Here is a 17887-nt window from a genome sequence, read left to right on the forward strand (position 1 = left end):
GCAGGGTCACGCGAGCAGCTCCGCCCAGGCCGCGATGGTGGGCCGGTCCACGAGGTCGGGGAAGCCGAGGTCGCGGCCCTCCCGCTTCCACGCCTCGATGAGCGTCATCACCCTGATGGAGTCCAGGCCGGCGTCCAGCAGGTCGTCGTGCAGGCCGAGCTCGGCGGGTTCGACGTACAGCAGGCCGGCGATCTGGGCGCGCAGGCGCTCCTCGGCCTCAGACACCGGCCACCGCCCCCGACAGGGCGCGGCTGACGCGCGTGGTCGTGGTGGTGACGGCGCACCGCTCGGCGGCGTAGGTGAGGGCCATCTCGTGGTGCTGCCGGGAGAAGTCGGCGACGGCGTCGGCGACCACGAACGCCTGCACGTCCCGCATGAACGCCTCGCAGGCGGTCATCAGCACGCCGATGTGGGCGTACACGCCGCAGATGACGAGCTGGTCGCGGCCCTGCGCGGCCATCAGCTCGGCGAGCCCGGTGCGCTGGTAGGCGCTGTAGCGCCACTTGGTGAGCAGCACGTCGCCGTCGCCGGGCGTCAGCTCGTCGGCGATCGCGGCCTCGCGCGGGTCGGCGCCGATGCCGGTGCCCCAGAAGTCCAGCAGCAGGCCGCGCTGCTCGGCGCTCTGGGCGCCGGGCTGGGCGGAGTAGACGACGGGCACGCCCAGCTCGGCGCACCGCTCGCGCAGCGCCAGCACGTTGGCCATCAGCTCGACCATCGGCGAGCGGCCGGGGGTGAAGGCGCGCAGGAAGTAGTTCTGCATGTCGTGCACGAGCAGCACGGCCCGGCGCGGGTCGGGCCGCCAGTCCACCCGGTTGGCCGGGAGCTCGGACGGCATGGCGTACGGTTCGATCCTGGGGATCGGCATGTCATGTCCTTTCGCGGAGGTGGCGCTTGCTGACCTTGCCGACCGCGGTCTGCGGGAAGGCGTCGACGAACTCGAACCGGTCAGGGATCTTGAAGGCGGCGATGCCGCGCCCGCGCAGGAACGCGCGCAGCTCGGCCCTGCTGGGCGGGTCGCCGTGGCAGATGAGGTAGGCGCAGGCCCGCTCCCCCAGGTAGGGGTCGGGCACGGCCACCACGCTGGCGTCGTGGACCGCCGGGTGGGCCAGCAGGTGGTTCTCGACCTCCTCGCCCGCGATCTTCTCGCCGCCCCGGTTGATCTGGTCCTTGGCGCGTCCCTCGACGACCAGGTGGCCGCTGGGGGTGCGCCGGACGATGTCGCCGGTGCGGTAGAAGCCGTCGTCGGTGAAGGCGGTCCTGTTGTGCTCCTCGGCCCGCCAGTAGCCGCGGATGGTGTACGGGCCGCGGGTCAGCAGGTGGCCGTGGTCGCTGTCGCGGCCGTCGTCGTCCAGGACGCGGATCTCGTCGTCGGGCGAGATGGGACGTCCCTGGGTGGCGACGATGGTCTCCTCGTCGTCGTCCAGCCGGGTGTAGTTGACCAGGCCCTCGGCCATGCCGAACACCTGCTGGAGCGTGCAGCCCAGCTCGGGCCGCACGCGCTTGGCCGCCTCCCGGCTGAACTTGGCGCCGCCGACCTGGAGCACCTCCAGGCTGGACAGGTCGTGGCCGGTGGTGGCGGCGGCGTCCAGCCAGACCAGGGCGAGCGGCGGGACGAGGGCCGCGATCGTGACGCGCTCGCGCTCGACGAGCGGGAAGCAGGTGCCGGGGCTGGGGTCGGGGGCCAGCACGGACGCGGCCCCGGCGCTCAGCGCCCCGAACACGCCGGGCGAGCTCATCGGGAAGTTGTGCGCGGCGGGCAGCGCGCACAGGTAGACGCTGTCCGGCCGCAGCGCGCAGATCTCCGCGCTGGCGCGGAAGCTGTAGATGTAGTCGTCGTGGGTGCGCGGGATGAGCTTGGGCAGGCCGGTGCTGCCGCCCGACAACTGCAGGAACGCGACTTCGCCGGGCGCGGGGCGGTGCCGGCCGCTCCCGCTCGGGCCGCCTTCGTCCGTGCCGTCCTCCGGGCCGTCCTCGTCCGGGTCGGCCTCGGGGAGCTCGCCGAGGACGTGGGCGGGCGTGCCGGGGGCGAAGGCCCGGTGCTCGTCGTCGGGGCAGATGTAGGCGGCGGCCTCGGTGAAGGAGCAGAAGTAGGAGATCTCGGCCGAGCGGTGGGCGGGCAGCGCGAACACCGGCCAGGCGCCGATCCGGAACAGCGCGAAGCACACCTGGTGGAACTCGGGCACGTTGGGGAGCTGGACCACGACGCGGTCGCCGCGGCCGATGCCGCTCGCGCGCAGCCCGGCGGCCAGGCGGTCGGCGCGCTCGTCCAGGTCGCGGAAGGTCCAGCGGGTCGTGGGCGAGATCAGGGCGGGGCGGGGGCCGTACGCGGCGGCCAGGTCGCGCAGCAGGCCGCCGAACGTCTCGCCCCGCCAGTAGCCGGCCGCCCGGTACCGCGCGGCCTCCTCCTCAGACCAGTGCACGCCGCACCTCCCCGGCCCGCGGCTGGTGGAACGGCGCGCGCGGCCGCCTTCCGGCCTGTCGGGGGTGGTCAGGCCAGCGCATCGGAGACCCCCAGGGCGCGCAGCATGGTGCGGAACTTGGCGGCGGTCTCGGCCAGCTCGGCCTCGGGGTCGGAGCCGGTGACGATGCCGGCGCCGGCGTACAGGCGCAGGGTGTGCTCGGCCACCTCGGCGCAGCGGATCGCCACGGCCCACTCGCCGTCGCCGGCGGCGTCGGTCCAGCCGGCCAGCCCGGCGTAGAAGCCGCGGTCGAACGGCTCCAGCTCCTCGATCATCCGCCGCGCCCCCGACTCGGGCGTGCCGCAGACGGCGGGCGTCGGGTGCAGGGCGGCGGCCAGCGCGAGCACGCGGGTGTCGGGGTCGCGCAGCGTGCCGGTGACGCGGGTGGACAGGTGCCACATGGTCTCGGTGGAGGTCAGCTCGGGCGTGACGGGCACCTGCAGCCCCGCGCAGTACGGCGCGAGCGCGTCGGCGACGGCCTCCACGACCAGCCGGTGCTCGCGCAGGTCCTTGGCGGAGGCGGCCAGCGCGGCGGCCCTGCGCCGGTCCTCGGCGGGGTCGGCGCAGCGGGCCGCCGAGCCGGCCAGCGGGTTGCTGACCACCGCGCGCCCGTGGCGGGAGACCAGCAGCTCGGGGCTGGCGCCGGTGAGCGTGCGGCCGCCCGGCAGCGGCGCGGCGAAGGAGTAGCCGTGCCCGAGCAGCGGACGCAGCAGCCCCGGCAGGTCGATCGGCTCGTCCGAGCGCAGCTCCACGGTCCTGGCGAGCACCACCTTGGCCAGGCCGCCGCGCTCCAGCTCGGCCAGCGCCCTGCGCACCGCGGCGGCGTACGCGGCCGGCTCGGGCACCCGCCTGCTCCACCAGCCGCCGCTGACCAGGGGGGCGGCGCCCGGCGGCAGCGGCGGCGACCAGGTCTCGGACTCGGGCAGGATCAGGTGGGCCGCGCCGTCGAAGCCGATGGCCCCGGCTGCCGGGCCGTCCACCCTGCCGGCCAGCGTGGCCAGGTCGCCGGCGGCGACGCCGCGCACCCCGCGGGTGAGCAGCGTGCCGCGGGCGGAGGCGAACAGCACCGACTCCGCGCGGTCGTAGCCCGCGAGCGGATCCGCCGCGGTTGTCAGCAGATGCAATGGAGGTCCAATCTCGATCGGTCCGATCTGGTTCGCCCCGATGCGGGGTCCGGGCTCGCAGGGGGTGGGCTCGGGGGCGGTCCGGGCCGGGTCAGGCGCGGAGGGTGGCGCCGCCGTCCACGAGGAGGTCGTGCATGGTGATGTGCCTGGCCCGTTCCGAGCAGAGGAACAGCACCGCGTCGGCCACGTCGGCCGGGTCGGCCACCCGGCCGAGCGGGATGCCGACGCGGAAGGCGGCCGGGTCGCCGTGCAGGGTGGCCGACAGCGCCTCGTCGGGGTCGGCGCCGTCCCACAGGGCGCGCAGCATGGCGGTGTCGGTCGAGCCGGGTGAGACGACGTTGCACCTGATGCCGTGCCTGGCGACCTCCAGGCCGAGGCAGCGGGTGAACATCCGGGCCGCCGCCTTGGAGGCCGCGTAGGCGGCCATGCCGACGCGCGGCACGCCGGCCGCGTTGGAGCCGACGGTGACGATCACGCCCCGCCGCCGGGGCGTCATGCGGCGGGCGACGGCGCGGGAGACGTGGAAGACGCCGTCGGCGTTGACGGCGAAGCTCTGCCTCCAGTGGTCGTCGCCGGTGTCGTCCACCTCGCCGGGCAGCAGCACGCCGGCGGTGTTGACGAGGATCGCGATCGGGCCGAGGTCCCGCTCGACCGCCGCGACGACGCGCTCGACGTCGTGGGGGTCGCGCACGTCCACGCGGTACGGCCGCCCGTCGCCGCCGGTCACCGGTCGCAGGTCGGCAGCGGCGACCACGGCGCCGGCCCCGGCCAGGGCGGCGCAGACGGCCGCCCCGATGCCGCGGGCCGCGCCGGTCACCAAGGCGATCCCGCCGTCGATCCCGTCCATTGCGGCACGTCCTCCCCGAGTGCTTTAGTTAGGTAAGCCTTGCCTAATTTGACCGTAAAGAGAGCGTCTGTCAAGACCGCCTTCCGGACCCGGCGACAGCCGTCCGCAAGGCCGCGTGAGGAGCGAGATCGGGGATGTCACCGCAGGTAGGAGACGCGAAAAGGCGGCGTGGCCGCGGCTGGGAGCCGCGGCCACGCCGCCGGTACGAGAAGGTGGTCTCAGGCCAGCGCGGGCTGGCGCAGTGTCGGGTAGTCGGTGTAGCCGGTGTGGTCGCCGCCGTACCAGTGCTCGATGCGGACGGGGTTGAGCGGGGCGCCGGCGGCGAGCCTGTCGGGCAGGTCGGGGTTGGCCAGGAAGGCCCGTCCCAGCGACACCAGGTCGGCGCCCGCGTCGAGCAGCCGCTCCCCCTCGCGCCGGCCGCCGTCGGCGGGCAGCGGTCCCGGCCAGGGCTGGGCGGGGTTGGCGATCAGGGCGCCCGGCCAGGCGGCGCGCAGCCGCCGGTAGAGCGGCTGGTCCGGCTTGGCCCACACCAGGTGCAGGTAGGCCAGCCCGAGTCCGGACAGCTCCTCGACGAGCGCCGGGTAGAGCACGTCGGTGTCGCTCTCGCTCATCCCCTGTCCGGGGAACCCGGGTGACAGCCGCAGCCCCACCCGCTCCGGCCCGACGGCGGCGGCGACCGCGCGCACCACCTCGACGGCGAAGCGCATGCGCCGGGCCGTCGAGCCGCCGTAGGCGTCGGTGCGGTGGTTGGTGCCGTCGGCCAGGAACTGGTGGATGAGGTAGCCGTTGGCACCGTGCACCTCCACCCCGGCGAAGCCGGCGTCCACGGCCCGGCGGGCGGCGGCGGCGAAGTCGGCCACGGTGGACTCGATCTCGTCCAGGCTCATCGTCCTCGGCACGACGGCCGGGCGGTTGCCGTCCGGGGTGGCGACCGGCTCGGGCAGGGCCACCGGGGACGGCGCGACCGGCCGCAGGCCGCTGGTGGCGGGGTGGCCGATCCGGCCGCCGTGCTGCAGCTGCACGAACATCCGGCCGCCGGCCTCGGCGACCGCCTCGGTGACCCGCCGCCAGCCGGCCACGTGCCTGGGCAGGTGCAGGGCGGGGATGTTCGGGTAGGTCTGGCCGACGGCGTTGGGCGTGGTGGCCTCGGCGATGATCAGCCCGGCGGCCGACCGCTGGGCGTAGTACTCGGCCATGAGGTCGGTGGGCGTGCCGTCGGCGGCGGCGCGGTTGCGCGTCATCGGCGCCATCACCAGGCGGTTGGGCAGGCTCAGCGAGCCGAGAGTCGTGGGCTGGAACAGGGGTGACGTGCCGGACATGTCAGTGCTTCCGATCTGTGCGAGGCGGATCGCCGTGATCCGTGACTGAACTCTGCACCCGGGCGCTGCGGGGATCCTGACGGTCTGCTGACGGTCCTCCTCCGGCACGTGTGTACGGTTCTCCCATGCGGTTCGCAGTACTCGGCCCGCTCGCCGTGTGGGACGACGAGGGGAGGCCCGTCAAGATCGTCGAGAGCAAGGTCCGGGCCCTGCTCGCCGACCTGCTCGTCCACGAGGGGCGGCCGGTGTCGGCCGACCGGCTCATCGACGACCTGTGGGGCGACGAGCCGCCGGGCCGGGCCGGCAACGCGTTGCAGGCCAAGGTGTCGCGGCTGCGCGCGGCTCTGGGGCGCGACCGGGTGCCCTACCAGGCGGCCGGCTACCGGTTGCGGCTGGAGGCGTCCGACGAGGTGGACGCGGCGCGGTTCCGGTCCCTGGTCACCCGGGCCCGCCCGGCCGGCGACCCGCGCGAGCGCGCCGCGCTGCTGACCGAGGCGCTCGGGCTGTGGCGCGGGCCCGCGTTCGCGGACGTCGCCGACGAGGAGTTCGCGCGGGTCGCGGCGCGGCGGCTGGCCGAGCAGCGGCTGTCCGTGCTGGAGGAGCAGGCGGAGGCGCGGCTGGCCGCGGGCGACCACCTGCTGCTGGCCGGCGAGCTGGCGGGGCTGGTGGCCCGCCATCCGCTGCGGGAGCGGCTGCGCGCCGTCCAGCTCCGCGCCCTGTACGTGGCGGGGCGCCAGAGCGAGGCCATCGCCTCCTACGGCGACCTGCGCGACCGGCTCGCCGACGAGCTCGGCGTCGACCCGTCCCCCGCCCTGACCGCCCTGTTCGAGGCCATCCTCCGCCAGGACCCCGCCCTCCTCCCCGCCGCCGCCGCGAGCGTCCCGGCCCCCGCCGCCGTGGAGCCCCGCCGCGCGGTCGCCGCCGCAGTGGAGCCCGGCCGGGAGGCGCGGACGAACCTGCCCGCGCCGCTCGGCGACCTCGTGGGACGGGACGCGGCGGTCGCCGAGGTGGGCCGGCTGCTCGGAGACGTCCGGCTGGTGACGCTGACCGGCCCCGGCGGGGTCGGCAAGACACGCCTGGCGCTGGAGGCCGCCCGCCGGGCCGTCCGCACGACCGGCGACGGGGTGTGGCTGGTGGAGCTGGCCGGGTGGCGCGGTGCCGCCGGTGACCTGGCTCAGCACGTCGCCGCCGTCCTCGACGTCCGCGACGACGCCCCCGCGTTCGGCGCGGGCCCGGCGGCCGGGACGCCCGGGGCGCGGCTGGCCGCCGCCCTGCGGGAGCGCGAGATCCTGCTGGTGCTGGACAACTGCGAGCACGTCGTCGAGGCCGCCGCCGACCTGGCCGCCGGGCTGCTGGCCGCCGCGCCCCGGCTGCGGATCCTGGCCACCAGCCGCGAGCCGCTCGACCTGGCCGGCGAGCGGGTGTTCCTGGTCGAGCCGCTGCGGCAGGCCGACGCGGTCCGGCTGTTCGTCGAGCGCGCCGCCGCGTCCGCGCCCGGCTTCTCCCCCGACGACGAGACCCGCGAGCTGGTGGCCGACCTCTGCCGCCGCCTCGACGGCCTGCCGCTCGCGCTCGAACTGGCCGCGACCCGGGTCCGCGGGCTCGGCGTGCGGGAGCTGGCGGTGCGGCTGGAGGACAGGTTCGCGCTGCTCACCCGCGGACGCCGCGGCGCGCCCGAGCGGCAGCGGACGCTGCGCGCGGTGATCGACTGGAGCTGGGAGCTGCTCAGCACGCCCGAACGCGTCGTGCTGCGCCGCCTGGCCGTCCACCGCGACGGCTGCACGCTGGAGGCCGCCGAGGCGGTGTGCCCGGGTGACGGCGTGGTCGCCGAGGAGGTCCTCGACCTGGTGACCAGGCTGGTCGACCGTTCGCTCGCGGTGATGACCGACGGCCCCGCGGGCCCCCGGTACGGGTTGCTGGAGTCGGTCACCGCGTACGCCACCGAACGTCTGAGCGAGGCCGACGACCTCGCCGAGGCGCGCGGCCGGCACCTGCGCCACTACACGGACCTGGCCGAGCGCGCCGAGCCCGAGCTGCGCGGCCCCGGGCAGCGGGAGTGGCTGGCCCGGCTCGACGCCGAGGCCGCCAACCTGCGCGCGGCGCTGGAGGAGGCGGTCGGGACCGGCGACGCCGCCCTGGCCGGGCGCCTGGCCGCCGCCCTGTCGTGGTGGTGGCTGCTGCGCGGCCGGCTGCACGAGGGCCGCCGCAGCCTGGCGCGGGTGTGCGCCCTGGCCCCCGAGGCGGCCGGCGCGCGGCTGGCCCACGCCGCGTTCCGGCTGCTGACCGGGGAGCGCCCCGGCCCGGCGTCCTGCGACGTTCCCGCGCCGGGCGACGCGGCCGTGCCGGGACCGCCGGCCTGGCTGTACGCCTACGCCCTGTTCAGCGCCGGCGACCCCGGCACGGGAGCGCTCGACGTGGCCGCCGCGTCCGGCGACCGGTGGACCGCCGCCGCCACGCTCGCCCTGCGCGCCATGCACGCGATGCTCCGCGACGACCTGGCCGGGGCCGACCGGGACGCCCGGCGCGCCGCGCAGCTCTTCCGCGAGCTCGGCGACCGCTGGGGCGAGCTGCAGACCGTGCCGCCGCTGTCGTCCGTCGCCGAGATCAAGGGCGACTACGCCGAGGCCGCCCGGCTCCAGGAGGAGGGGCTGCGCATCGCCGAGGAGCTGGGCCTGGCGGGCGAGCTGTCGGTCCGCCACTCCGGGCTCGGCCGCCTGGCGCTGCTGGCCGGCGACTGGGACCGCGCCCGCGACCTGCACGAACGCGCGCGGGACCTGGCCGCGCGGCAGGGCCACCTCTACGGCGAGGTGCACGCGGTGATGGGCCTGGCCCTGGGCGCCCGGCGGTCGGGGGATCTCGACGCCGCCGAGTCCTTCCTGGCCCGCCTGCGCGACGTCTATCCCTCCTCACCCGCGGGCGAGCACCTGGTCCATGCCGAGCTGGGGTTCGTGGCCGAGCTGCGCGGCGATCACGAGTCGGCCGCCGCCCGCCACCGGCGCGGCCTGGAGATCGCCCGCTCGACCGGTGAGCCGCGGACCCTGGCGCTCTCCCTGGAAGGGCTGGCCGGGGCGGCGGCGCTGGCCGGAGCGCCGGAACGGGCCGCGCTGCTGCTCGGCGCGGCCGAGGGGTTGCGCGGCAGCGTGGGCGCCCCGCTGCCGGCCGCCGAACGCGGCGACGTGGAGCGGATCACCGCGGCCGCCGTCGCCGTGCTGGGCCGGGACGTCTTCGCCGCGACGTTCCTACAGGGCACAAACAACTTTCTTGACATCGCCGAAAATGCCGGGTCGAACTTTTCATGAGTCCTGCTCGGGCCGATGCGATCTCATTAACCGGGACGTAAGGCCAGGTCAGCGGCGCGCCTGAGGCGGCGGAGCCCCTTCCTTGATCTATTACTGCCGGTCAAAAAATCAGTATGACAGCCTCTTGCTCTCCTTGGGGATTTTGTTCATATTTGCGGGCAAGTCACCCCACCCTCAGGAGGCTCCAGTGAGCATCCATGGCTTACGGATCCGGCGCGCCGCACTGATCGTCGCCACCGCCGGACTCCTCACCGGCGCGGTCACGGGCGTACCCGCCCAGGCATCGCCCGCGCCGGCCCAGCCCGCCGCAGACCCGGCCGCCGCCGCGGCCCGGATGGAGGGGCAGCTCGGCGCCCGCACCGCCGGCTCCTACTTCGACCAGGCACAGGGCAAGATGGTGGTCACCACCACCGATCCGGCCGACGCCGAGGCCATCACCGCCTCGGGCGCCGTGCCGCGTGTCGTGTCCCGCAGCGGCCCCGCACTCGAGGCCATCATGTCCTTCCTCGACCGCACGGCCGCCGTCCCCGGCACCGCGTGGGCCGTCGACCCGGCCTCCAACCAGGTCGTCGTCTGGGTGGACAGCACCGTCGCGAGCAGCGCGCGCACCAAGGTCCAGATCGCGGTCCAGCAGGCCAACACCCAGGCGGCCGCCGCCCAGGGCCAGAGCGCCGAGGCGGCCACGCCCGCGGTGCGCGTCGAGAACGAGCCCGGCAGGTTCAGCCTCTTCATCCAGGGCGGCGACGCGATCTACGGCGGCCAGTACCGCTGCTCACTGGGCTTCAACGTGGTCAGCGGCTCGACCTACTACTTCCTGACCGCCGGCCACTGCGGCAACATCGCCTCCACGTGGTACGCCAACTCCGCCAAGACCACGACCCTGGGCACCAGGACCGGAACCAGCTTCCCGGGCAACGACTACGCGATCGTCCGCTACACCAACACCAGCATCGCCCACCCGGGCGGCGTCGACCTCTACAGCGGCTCGCGTGACATCACCAGCGCGGGCAACGCCTACGTCGGCCAGTCCGTGCAGCGCAGCGGCAGCACGACGCACGTGCACAGCGGCTCGGTGACGGCGCTCAACGCCACCGTGAACTACGCCGAGGGCACCGTACGCCAGATGATCAAGACCAACGTCTGCGCCGAGGGCGGCGACAGCGGCGGCGCGCTGTTCTCCGGCGGCGTCGCGCTCGGCCTGACCTCCGGCGGCAGCGGCAACTGCTCCAGCGGCGGGACGACGTTCTTCCAGCCGGTCACCGAGGCGCTGAGCGCCTACGGGGTGAACGTCTTCTGATCATCCGCCGGCGGCGGGTGAGACGAACTCCCGTGCGGGCCGCGTCCAGGCGTGGCCCGCACGTTCACGTAAAAGAACCTATACAAAACAGACAAAACGCCCTAATGTGGGCATCGCCCCAGTCGGAAACGACTGGGGCGCCAAGCTTCCTCCGCCGGCGCGCGCGACGACCGCCCACGGCGCCCTCTTCCCGGACAATTCCCCTTCCGGCCGAGGTGCGACCCCCTCAATTACGGTTCGTAATGGCTGTGTTACTGTCCGCGTTATGAACAAATCGGCCACCGAGCGGCAGATCGAAATTCTCTGGCCCACCATCGGCGTATCGGTCACAGCAGACCTTGACGGACGCAACCGCGACCTAGCCGACGCGTTGTGGCAGACCCTGCCCTACCGCAGCCTGCAAGGCCACGCCCTCGTGGCGGGCCACCACCTCTACCATCTGGCCCCGATGCCCGAGTTGCTGCACGTCCCGGGCGTCCACAAGATCGACCGGCGGATCGCACCCGACGGATCGGTGTTCTGCTCCCGTCTCCAGCACCTCGGCATCAAGTACGGCCCGCTGAGCGAGCCCATGCCCGCCACGCCCATCGGCACCGTCCGCGAGGAGGACCTCGACGCGCTCGCCGAGGCCGGGCAGGCGGTGTGGCAGTCGGTGTACTCCGGCGGCGAGCCGGTCATCGTCGAGGTGCGCAGGGCCGGCGACGGCGGCGGCCACCAGCTGCGCCGCCCGACGGCCCGGCACACCGAGGCCGACCAGCTCCTCGCCGAGCTGCACGACGAGATCGAGCGCATCTGGCTCGACCCGCCCCAGGAGCTGGTCGACCTGCACGAGGGCCGGATCGCCTCGGGCGCGGGCAGCTTCGGCACCACGCTGACCACGATGCTGTTCGTCAACGGCGAGACCCGCCCGCTCGGCTACTGCTGCTACTCCGGCCTGGTCAGGGCCGCCCAGCAGCAGCAGCTCCCGCTGGAGTTCCTGCAGCAGATGGCGCGCATCATGGCCGCCACCCCGGCCGAGTTCCTCGGCTACTGCGGGCTGAACAAGCTGCACCAGTTCACCGAGCGCGCGCTGGAGGTCGCCGACCAGCTCCAGGACCGCGAGGACTTCGTCGCGCTCATGGCCCACATGGCCCTGTACGTCAACTGCCTGGGCGCCTGGAACCTCCAGCTCTTCCCGTGGCAGGTCGACGAGCACCTGCGCGCGGACGGCTCGGTGGCCCCGGTCTCCGGCTCGATGCTGGCGCCCTTCAAGAGCGGGACGGTGGCCCCGGCATGAGCCAGGCCGACCGGGCCGAGGTGGTGGTCATCGGCGGCGGGGTGATCGGCCTGTCGATCGCGGCCCACCTGGCCGAGGCGGGGGTCGAGACCGTCGTCCTGGAACGCGACGACCTGGCCTCCGGCGCCTCGCGGGCCACCGCGGACGTGCTGCGCGCCTACTTCTCCGGCGACCCGGTCAGCTCCGCGATGGCGGTGCGCAGCCTGTCGGCGTATCAGTCGTTCCCGCGCTGGCCCGGCGCCGAGCTGCCGATGCGGCAGGTCGGCTACCTCGTGCTGTTCACCGAACGGGAGCAGGTGAACAGGTTCGAGGCCGAGCTGCCGGCGCAGCGGGCCGCGGGCGTGGACGTGTCGCTGATCGGCGCGGAGGCGGCCCGGCGGCTCAACCCGCTGGTCGAGGAGCCGTCGCTGCTGGCGGCCGCGTGGTCGCCGCAGGCGTTCGTGAGCGACACGGCCGCCATCGTGGAGGCGTACGCCGAGGGCGCGGCGCGGGCGGGGGCCTCGCTGCGCACCGGCTGCCCGGTCACCGCCGTCGATCCGGCCACCGGACGGGTCGAGACCGCGGACGGCACGCTCACCGCGCAGGCGATCGTGTGCGCGGCCGGGGCCTGGTCGGGCTGGATCGCGTCGGCGGCGGGCGTGGACCTGCCGCTGACCGGGCCGGCGGTGCAGGAGTTGCTCACCACCGGCCCGCTGCCCGAGATGCCGGACATGCCGGTCACCCTGCACGCCGCCAGCGGGCTGCTGATCCGCCGGCGCGGCGACCGGATCCTGATCGGCATGGGCAACCCCGGCACCGACCGGGACGCCTGGTTCGTCAAGGCCAGGACGCAGCTCGCCACCACCTATCCCGGCCTGGACCTGTCCGGGCTGGAGACGGCGGTGCGCGGCCCCAGGGACGCCAGCCCCGACCGGTCGGCCTTCATCGGCCGGCTGCCCGGATCGCCGGCGTTCCTGTACGCCACCGGGTTCTCCGGCCACGGGCTGTGCAACGCCCCGGCGGCCGGCGAGCTGGTCCGTGACCTGTACCTGGGCCACGACCCGGCGGACGCGTTCGGCTTCGACCCGATCGAGCTGTCGGCCGGGTCGCGACGACGCTCGCGCTGAAACTGTGCCGCCCGCGCCGGCGCCGCATCCTTTCCGTGATCGAGGTGTGGCGTTGCCGCGGGTTGGCACGGCAGCGGGTACGACCGGCACCGGGGGAGACAACGATGACCACGAATCCGTACGCCACTGCGCCCTTCGGCTACGCGGCCGAGCCGACCGCCGCGCCGTACTCGATCGTCGAGCTCATGCCCGGCGCCCGCAACCTGGTCCACTACCTGCGGGTGGCGCCGGGCGAGCGGGTGCTGGTGCTGGCCGAGCACACCGTCGACCCGGTGGTCGTGCAGGCCATCGCGGCCGCGGCGGCCTACCGTGACGCCGACGTGCACATCCTGTCGGTCGCGCCGTTCAGCCCGGGCGGCTGGGACAGCGGGGCCGGGCACCACGTCGAGCGGGCCGCCGTCGGGGCGTCCGACGTCGTCATCGCCTGCACCTGGTGGGGCGAGGTGCACACCGCGCCGCTGTTCTTCGACGAGATCGCGGCCCTGCCGGTCAGGTTCGCGTCCCTGCACATGAGCGCCACGGCGGGCGCGCTGCTCACCGGCGCCCGCCTGCCCAACGAGGTCTTCTACGCCCTGGCGCACCGCACGCTGGAGAAGCTGGCCGCGACCACCAGGATCCGGGTCACCTCGACGGCCGGCACGGACCTGACGCTGTCCGGGCTGACCCTCATGCCGGACGCCGAGCCGCCGGGCCCCGGCCAGTGGCGGCCCTTCCCGTACGGGGGCGTCAACTTCTGGCCCGCCGACACCGAGGGCGTGCTCGTCGTCGAGGACTGCACGGTGACCGGCGTGCCCGAGGAGCCGCTGAGCGTGCACCTGGCCGGCAACGTCGTGCAGAAGATCGAGGGCGGGACGGCCGCCGACCGGCTGCGCCGCTTCTCCCCCGGCGGCTTCTACCTGCGGCACGCCCTGATCGGGCTGAACCCGAAGGTGCGGGTGGCCGGCGGCAGCCAGTTCGAGCGGGAGAAGCACGCCGGCGCGTTCTACTGCGGGCTCGACGCGCTCACCGACGGCGTGGCCGTCACCACCGCGCCCGGCTTCGCCCACTGCGACTGCCAGGTCGACCGGCCCACCCTGTACGCCGACGACGAGCCGCTCGTCCTCGACGGCCGGCTGCTGCTGCTCGACGACCCCGAGATCCGCCGGGTGGCCGAACGTTTCGGGCCGCCGGACGTGATCCTCGACGACAACCCGGTCATGGTCCTCCCCCGCCGCTACAGCGGGGCGACGTCGAGCCGATGACCGCCCGACCGCACCAGACAGACAGGATGACCATGGAACCCGAGTTCGTCCTCGACCCGGCCACCCTCGACCTGCACGACAGCGACGAGCGGCTGCGCCGGGCCGGCCCGCTCGTCCCGGTGCGGGTCGAGGGGGTGCTGGCCTGGGCCGCCACCAGCCACGCGACGCTGGAGGCGGTGCTGTCGCACCCGGCGATGACGCGCGACATCCGGTACTGGGACCCCGAGGCCCGCGCCGCGGCCCCCCAGGGCACCTCGCTGATGCGGCTCGTCACCGACGCGTCCATGCTCAACGCCGACGGCGAGGAGCACCGGCGGCTGCGCGGCCCGCTGGTCAAGCTGTTCAGCGCGCGCCAGGTGCAGCGGATGGAGCCGTGGATCACCTCCATCGTCGGCGACCTGCTGGAGGAGCTGGCGGCCCGGCCGCCGGGCGAACCGGTCGACCTGCGCGCCGAGTACGCCTACCCGCTGCCGTTGCGCGTCATCGTCGAGATGCTGGGCGTGCCCGACTCCCACCGCGAGCGCCTGCGTGCGCTCACCGACGAGGTGGTGCAGCTCGACCAGAGCCCGCCGGACAGCCCGCAGGGCCGCAGGGCGCTGTTCGAGCTGGTCGGCGAGATCATCGAACTGCGGCGCGACACGCCCGGCGAGGACCTGACGAGCGAGCTGATCGCGCTGCACGCCCAGGGCCGGCTGGACGACGCCGAGCTGCGGGACACCGTGCAGGTGCTGCTGATCGCCGGTCACGTCACGACGATCAACCTCATCGCGCACGCCGTGCGCGCCCTGCTGGGCCGGCCCGAGCAGCTCGAACTGCTGCGCTCGGGGGCCGTGCCGTGGAGCGCGGCGGTGGAGGAGGCGCTGCGCTGGGAGTCGCCCAACGCCTACTTCCCGATGCGTTACGCCATGGAGGACCTGGAGATCGAGGGTGTCCGGCTGCGGGCGGGCGAGGCGGTGCTGGCCTGTTTCTCCGCCGCCGGGCGCGACCCCGAGCGGTTCGGCGAGAACGCCGCCGACTTCGACGTGACCAGGCCGGCCGTGCCGCATCTGGCGTTCGGGCACGGGCCGCACTTCTGCCTGGGCGCGCCGCTGGCCCGGCTGCAGGCCGAGGTCGCGCTGCCGGCCCTGTTCGCGACGTTCCCCGGCATGCGGGCCGCCGGGCCGCTCGACGACCTGCCCCGGCTCACCTCGCTGCTGGACAACGGCGTGCGCGCCCTGCCGGTGCTGCTCGGCCCGCGCGCCTCCGGCTGAGCTCCGTGGTGCGGGGGTGGCCGGTTTCTCCGTGATTGCGGATCTTCATGGGCTGCCTTCTCGGAGAGTGCCGCATACGAACGGGTCCGTTGCGGCGGCCGCGCCGGGCGTTCTTTGCTGAATATCCAGGTTCGGAAACCGGGATCGACCTCCAGGGGTATTCATGCAGACGCCCATCGCCCCCATCGGCGCGCACGGCATGCTCGTGTTCCTGTTGCAGATCGGAGTGCTGCTCGCCCTCGCCCTGGGGCTCGGGGCGCTGGCGGCCCGGTTCCGGCTGCCCGCCGTGGTGGGCGAGCTGTTCGCCGGAGTCGTGCTCGGGCCGTCGATCCTGGCGCACGTCGCGCCGGACCTCCACCGCTGGCTCTTCCCCGCCGACCCCGGCCAGTTCCACCTCCTGGACGCCGTCGGGCAGGTCGGCGTGCTGCTGCTGGTCGGGTTGACCGGCATCCACATGGACCTCGGCCTGGTGCGCCGGCGGGCGGCCACCGCGGCCGGGATCAGCGTGGGCGGTCTGGTCATCCCGCTCGGGCTCGGCATCGCCACGGGGTTCCTGCTGCCCCGGATGATCGTGCCCGACGGCACCGACGAGACGGTGTTCGCGCTGTTCATGGGCGTGGCGATGTGCGTGAGCGCGATCCCCGTGCTGGCCAAGACGTTGATGGACATGCGGCTGCTGCACCGCAACATCGGCCAGCTCACGCTCACCGCCGGGATGATCGACGACGCGTTCGGCTGGTTCATGCTCTCGATCGTCAGCGCCATGGCCGTCAACGCGGTCAGCACCGGCACCGTGCTCACCTCGCTGGCCTACCTCGTGGCCATCGTCGTGGTGGCCCTGACCGTCGGGCGTCCGCTGGTGCGCGGCGCGATGCGGCTGGCGGCCCGGTCGCCCGAGGCCGGCCCGACGGTCGGCGTGGCGATCTTGCTCCTCGTCCTGGCCTCGGCCGGGACGCACGCGCTCGGCCTGGAGTCGGTCTTCGGCGCGTTCGTGATGGGCATGCTCATCGGCGGCGCGGGACGGGTGGATCCGGCCCGCCTGGCGCCGCTGCGCACGGTGACGCTGTACGGCTTCGCCCCCGTCTTCTTCGCCACCGCCGGGCTGCGGATGGACCTGACCGCGCTGACCCGCCCGCCGGTGCTGCTGGCCGGGCTCGCGGTGCTGGCCGTCGCGATCGTCGGCAAGTTCGTCGGCGCGTACGCCGGCGCCCGGCTGAGCCGGCTCAACCGCTGGGAGGCCCTGGCCCTGGGCGCCGGGCTCAACGCGCGCGGCGTGATCGAGGTCGTGGTCGCCATGGTCGGCCTGCGGCTGGGCATCCTCAGCGTCGAGGCGTACACGCTGGTGGTGCTGGTCGCGATCGTCACGTCGCTGATGACGCCGCCCATCCTCCGCGCGGCGATGGCCAGGGTGGAGCAGACCGCCGACGAGGAGATCCGCGAGACGGCCCACCGGGCCTGGACCACCACGGCGAGCTGACGGAGACGACGCCTCTCGCGACACGCCCTAAAGTTGCCCCATGTCCGAAATGCCGTCACGGGTGGAGCTGCACCCGCTCACCCTCTCCGACCAGGACGAGTTCTGCTCGCTCGTCCTGGCCAGCGCCGAACTGCACGGGCCGTGGATGCAACTGCCCTCGACCGCCGAGGAGTTCCGGACCTGGATGCGCCGCTTCGACGACGGCAGCAACCTGGGCTTCCTGATCCGCGTCCGGGAGAGCGGCGCCGCCGCGGGCATGGTCAACATCAACTCGATCATCCGGGGCCGCTACCAGGGCGCCTCCCTCGGCTACGCGGCCTTCGCCCCGTCGGCCGGGCGCGGCTACATGACCGACGGGCTCACCCTCGCCCTGCGGCACGCGTTCGGCGTTCTGCGGCTCCACCGCCTGGAGGCCAACATCCAGCCGGCGAACAAGGCGTCCCTGGCCCTGGCCCGGCGCCTGGGCTTCCGTCACGAGGGGCTGTCGCCCGACTACCTCTACATCGACGGCGCCTGGCGCGACCACGAACGCTGGTCCATCACCGCGCCGAGCCCCTGGCAGCCCGATCCGTCCCTGCCGGAGGTGTGATCGGCGGCCGGGGCGTCAGGGCGACGGCACCACCCGCGTGGCCGTCACGAGGTCGTGCAGGGCGGCCCGGTCGCGGCGGGTCAGCACCAGCACGACCGAGGCCCCGGCCAGGGCGTACGCCGCGACCAGAAGGGGCATGGCGACGGCCGAATCCGGGTCGCGGACCAGCCGGGAGACCGCCATGTGCGCGCACTGCCACGGAAGCAGCTTCACCAGGGCGCGCGCCACGATCCGCGCCGCGCCGGGCCGCCCTCCGCCGCCGAGTGCCACGACGAGCCCGGCCCGCCGCTTGCCCCACGTGGCCCGCCGCCGCCCCGCCTCCCCCATGACCAGGTACGCCCCGACGGGCAGCACGCTCAGCGCGGTGATCAGCAGGTCGGTGCCCAGGGCGCCGAGCCCGCCGAACCCCGCTCCCGCGCGACTCAGCGGGACGAACACCGCGGCCAGCAGGGCCAGCCAGGCGGCGATCACGAGATAGTCCCAGCCGGCCGCCACCAGCCTCGGACGTAACGCCGTCCGGCCACCTCGCGTCCGCTCCCGCTCGTTCAGCACGGCCTGATCCTCGCACGGCCGCGACCAGGCGGAGGACGAGGGGGCCACCCC

The 17887-nt window shown here is 74.5% G+C and carries 15 protein-coding genes; 8 read left to right on the plus strand and 7 right to left on the minus strand.

Annotation, left to right across the window (positions count from 1 at the left end; all coding sequences use genetic code 11):
• Nucleotides 1-6: 6 nt before the first annotated feature.
• The 6 genes from ABZ459_RS39930 to ABZ459_RS39955 form a co-directional block, all read right to left on the minus strand.
• Complete coding sequence (locus ABZ459_RS39930; RefSeq protein WP_357982218.1) at nt 7-225, minus strand: phosphopantetheine-binding protein; 219 nt, start codon at nt 223-225, stop codon at nt 7-9.
• Entirely contained in the window at nt 218-865 is a 648-nt protein-coding gene (locus tag ABZ459_RS39935; RefSeq protein ID WP_357982221.1) for an isochorismatase family protein, read from the minus strand. Before ABZ459_RS39935 ends, ABZ459_RS39930 begins: the two co-directional genes overlap by 8 nt.
• 1 nt (nt 866) lies before the next feature.
• On the minus strand, nt 867-2420 hold the full coding sequence (locus ABZ459_RS39940) for an AMP-binding protein (RefSeq protein ID WP_357982225.1): 1554 nt from the start codon (nt 2418-2420) through the stop codon (nt 867-869).
• 68 nt (nt 2421-2488) lie between these two features.
• Nucleotides 2489-3583 carry an isochorismate synthase gene (locus ABZ459_RS39945; RefSeq protein WP_357982229.1) on the minus strand — a complete coding sequence of 365 codons (1095 nt, stop codon included), beginning with the start codon at nt 3581-3583 and terminating at the stop codon, nt 2489-2491.
• A 91-nt stretch (nt 3584-3674) separates the two neighbouring features.
• The gene (locus tag ABZ459_RS39950) at nt 3675-4430 is read right to left on the minus strand and encodes a 2,3-dihydro-2,3-dihydroxybenzoate dehydrogenase (protein ID WP_357982232.1); all 756 of its coding nucleotides are present in this window, start codon (nt 4428-4430) and stop codon (nt 3675-3677) included.
• A 218-nt stretch (nt 4431-4648) separates the two neighbouring features.
• Nucleotides 4649-5749, minus strand: a complete 1101-nt coding sequence (locus ABZ459_RS39955) for an alkene reductase (protein WP_357982235.1) — start codon at nt 5747-5749, stop codon at nt 4649-4651.
• A gap of 125 nt (nt 5750-5874) precedes the next feature.
• Here ABZ459_RS39955 and ABZ459_RS39960 point away from each other — a divergent pair, with 125 nt between their 5' ends.
• The 8 genes from ABZ459_RS39960 to ABZ459_RS39995 all read left to right on the plus strand — a co-directional run bounded on the left by ABZ459_RS39960 (nt 5875) and on the right by ABZ459_RS39995 (nt 17284).
• Entirely contained in the window at nt 5875-9048 is a 3174-nt protein-coding gene (locus ABZ459_RS39960) for a BTAD domain-containing putative transcriptional regulator (RefSeq protein ID WP_357982238.1), read from the plus strand.
• Between the two features lie 187 nt (nt 9049-9235).
• Nucleotides 9236-10345, plus strand: coding sequence for a S1 family peptidase (locus tag ABZ459_RS39965; RefSeq protein ID WP_357982241.1), 1110 nt, complete (start codon nt 9236-9238; stop codon nt 10343-10345).
• A gap of 265 nt (nt 10346-10610) precedes the next feature.
• Nucleotides 10611-11621 carry a hypothetical protein gene (locus ABZ459_RS39970; protein ID WP_357982244.1) on the plus strand — a complete coding sequence of 337 codons (1011 nt, stop codon included), beginning with the start codon at nt 10611-10613 and terminating at the stop codon, nt 11619-11621.
• A complete protein-coding gene (locus ABZ459_RS39975) occupies nt 11618-12727 on the plus strand; it encodes an FAD-dependent oxidoreductase (protein ID WP_357982247.1) in 1110 nt (369 codons plus the stop codon). The genes ABZ459_RS39970 and ABZ459_RS39975 overlap by 4 nt, the downstream gene beginning before the upstream one ends.
• 104 nt (nt 12728-12831) lie before the next feature.
• Nucleotides 12832-13968 carry a hypothetical protein gene (locus ABZ459_RS39980; RefSeq protein WP_357982250.1) on the plus strand — a complete coding sequence of 379 codons (1137 nt, stop codon included), beginning with the start codon at nt 12832-12834 and terminating at the stop codon, nt 13966-13968.
• Nucleotides 13969-13994: 26 nt separating this feature from the next.
• Complete coding sequence (locus ABZ459_RS39985) at nt 13995-15218, plus strand: cytochrome P450 (RefSeq protein ID WP_357982253.1); 1224 nt, start codon at nt 13995-13997, stop codon at nt 15216-15218.
• 163 nt (nt 15219-15381) lie between these two features.
• Nucleotides 15382-16695 (plus strand): cation:proton antiporter, encoded by a 1314-nt coding sequence (locus ABZ459_RS39990; protein WP_357982256.1) that lies wholly within the window; start codon nt 15382-15384, stop codon nt 16693-16695.
• A 40-nt stretch (nt 16696-16735) separates the two neighbouring features.
• A complete protein-coding gene (locus ABZ459_RS39995) occupies nt 16736-17284 on the plus strand; it encodes a GNAT family N-acetyltransferase (RefSeq protein WP_357982259.1) in 549 nt (182 codons plus the stop codon).
• A 15-nt stretch (nt 17285-17299) separates the two neighbouring features.
• On the opposite strand, the gene ABZ459_RS40000 is transcribed toward ABZ459_RS39995, so the two are convergent.
• Complete coding sequence (locus tag ABZ459_RS40000) at nt 17300-17836, minus strand: RDD family protein (RefSeq protein ID WP_357982262.1); 537 nt, start codon at nt 17834-17836, stop codon at nt 17300-17302.
• Between the last annotated feature and the right edge of the window lie 51 nt (nt 17837-17887).

The sequence above is a fragment of the Nonomuraea sp. NPDC005692 genome, assembly GCF_040631115.1.
GTDB lineage: Bacteria > Actinomycetota > Actinomycetes > Streptosporangiales > Streptosporangiaceae > Nonomuraea.

Excerpts from the sequence above, each read along its gene's own strand:
- ABZ459_RS39935 (WP_357982221.1), bottom strand. The coding sequence starts at position 865 with ATGCCGATCCCCAGGATCGAACCGTACGCCATGCCGTCCGAGCTCCCG.
- ABZ459_RS39950 (WP_357982232.1), bottom strand. The coding sequence starts at position 4,430 with ATGGACGGGATCGACGGCGGGATCGCCTTGGTGACCGGCGCGGCCCGC.
- ABZ459_RS39955 (WP_357982235.1), bottom strand. The coding sequence starts at position 5,749 with ATGTCCGGCACGTCACCCCTGTTCCAGCCCACGACTCTCGGCTCGCTG.
- ABZ459_RS39960 (WP_357982238.1), top strand. The coding sequence starts at position 5,875 with ATGCGGTTCGCAGTACTCGGCCCGCTCGCCGTGTGGGACGACGAGGGG.
- ABZ459_RS39970 (WP_357982244.1), top strand. The coding sequence starts at position 10,611 with ATGAACAAATCGGCCACCGAGCGGCAGATCGAAATTCTCTGGCCCACC.
- ABZ459_RS39975 (WP_357982247.1), top strand. The coding sequence starts at position 11,618 with ATGAGCCAGGCCGACCGGGCCGAGGTGGTGGTCATCGGCGGCGGGGTG.
- ABZ459_RS39980 (WP_357982250.1), top strand. The coding sequence starts at position 12,832 with ATGACCACGAATCCGTACGCCACTGCGCCCTTCGGCTACGCGGCCGAG.
- ABZ459_RS39985 (WP_357982253.1), top strand. The coding sequence starts at position 13,995 with ATGACCATGGAACCCGAGTTCGTCCTCGACCCGGCCACCCTCGACCTG.
- ABZ459_RS39990 (WP_357982256.1), top strand. The coding sequence starts at position 15,382 with ATGCAGACGCCCATCGCCCCCATCGGCGCGCACGGCATGCTCGTGTTC.
- ABZ459_RS39995 (WP_357982259.1), top strand. The coding sequence starts at position 16,736 with ATGTCCGAAATGCCGTCACGGGTGGAGCTGCACCCGCTCACCCTCTCC.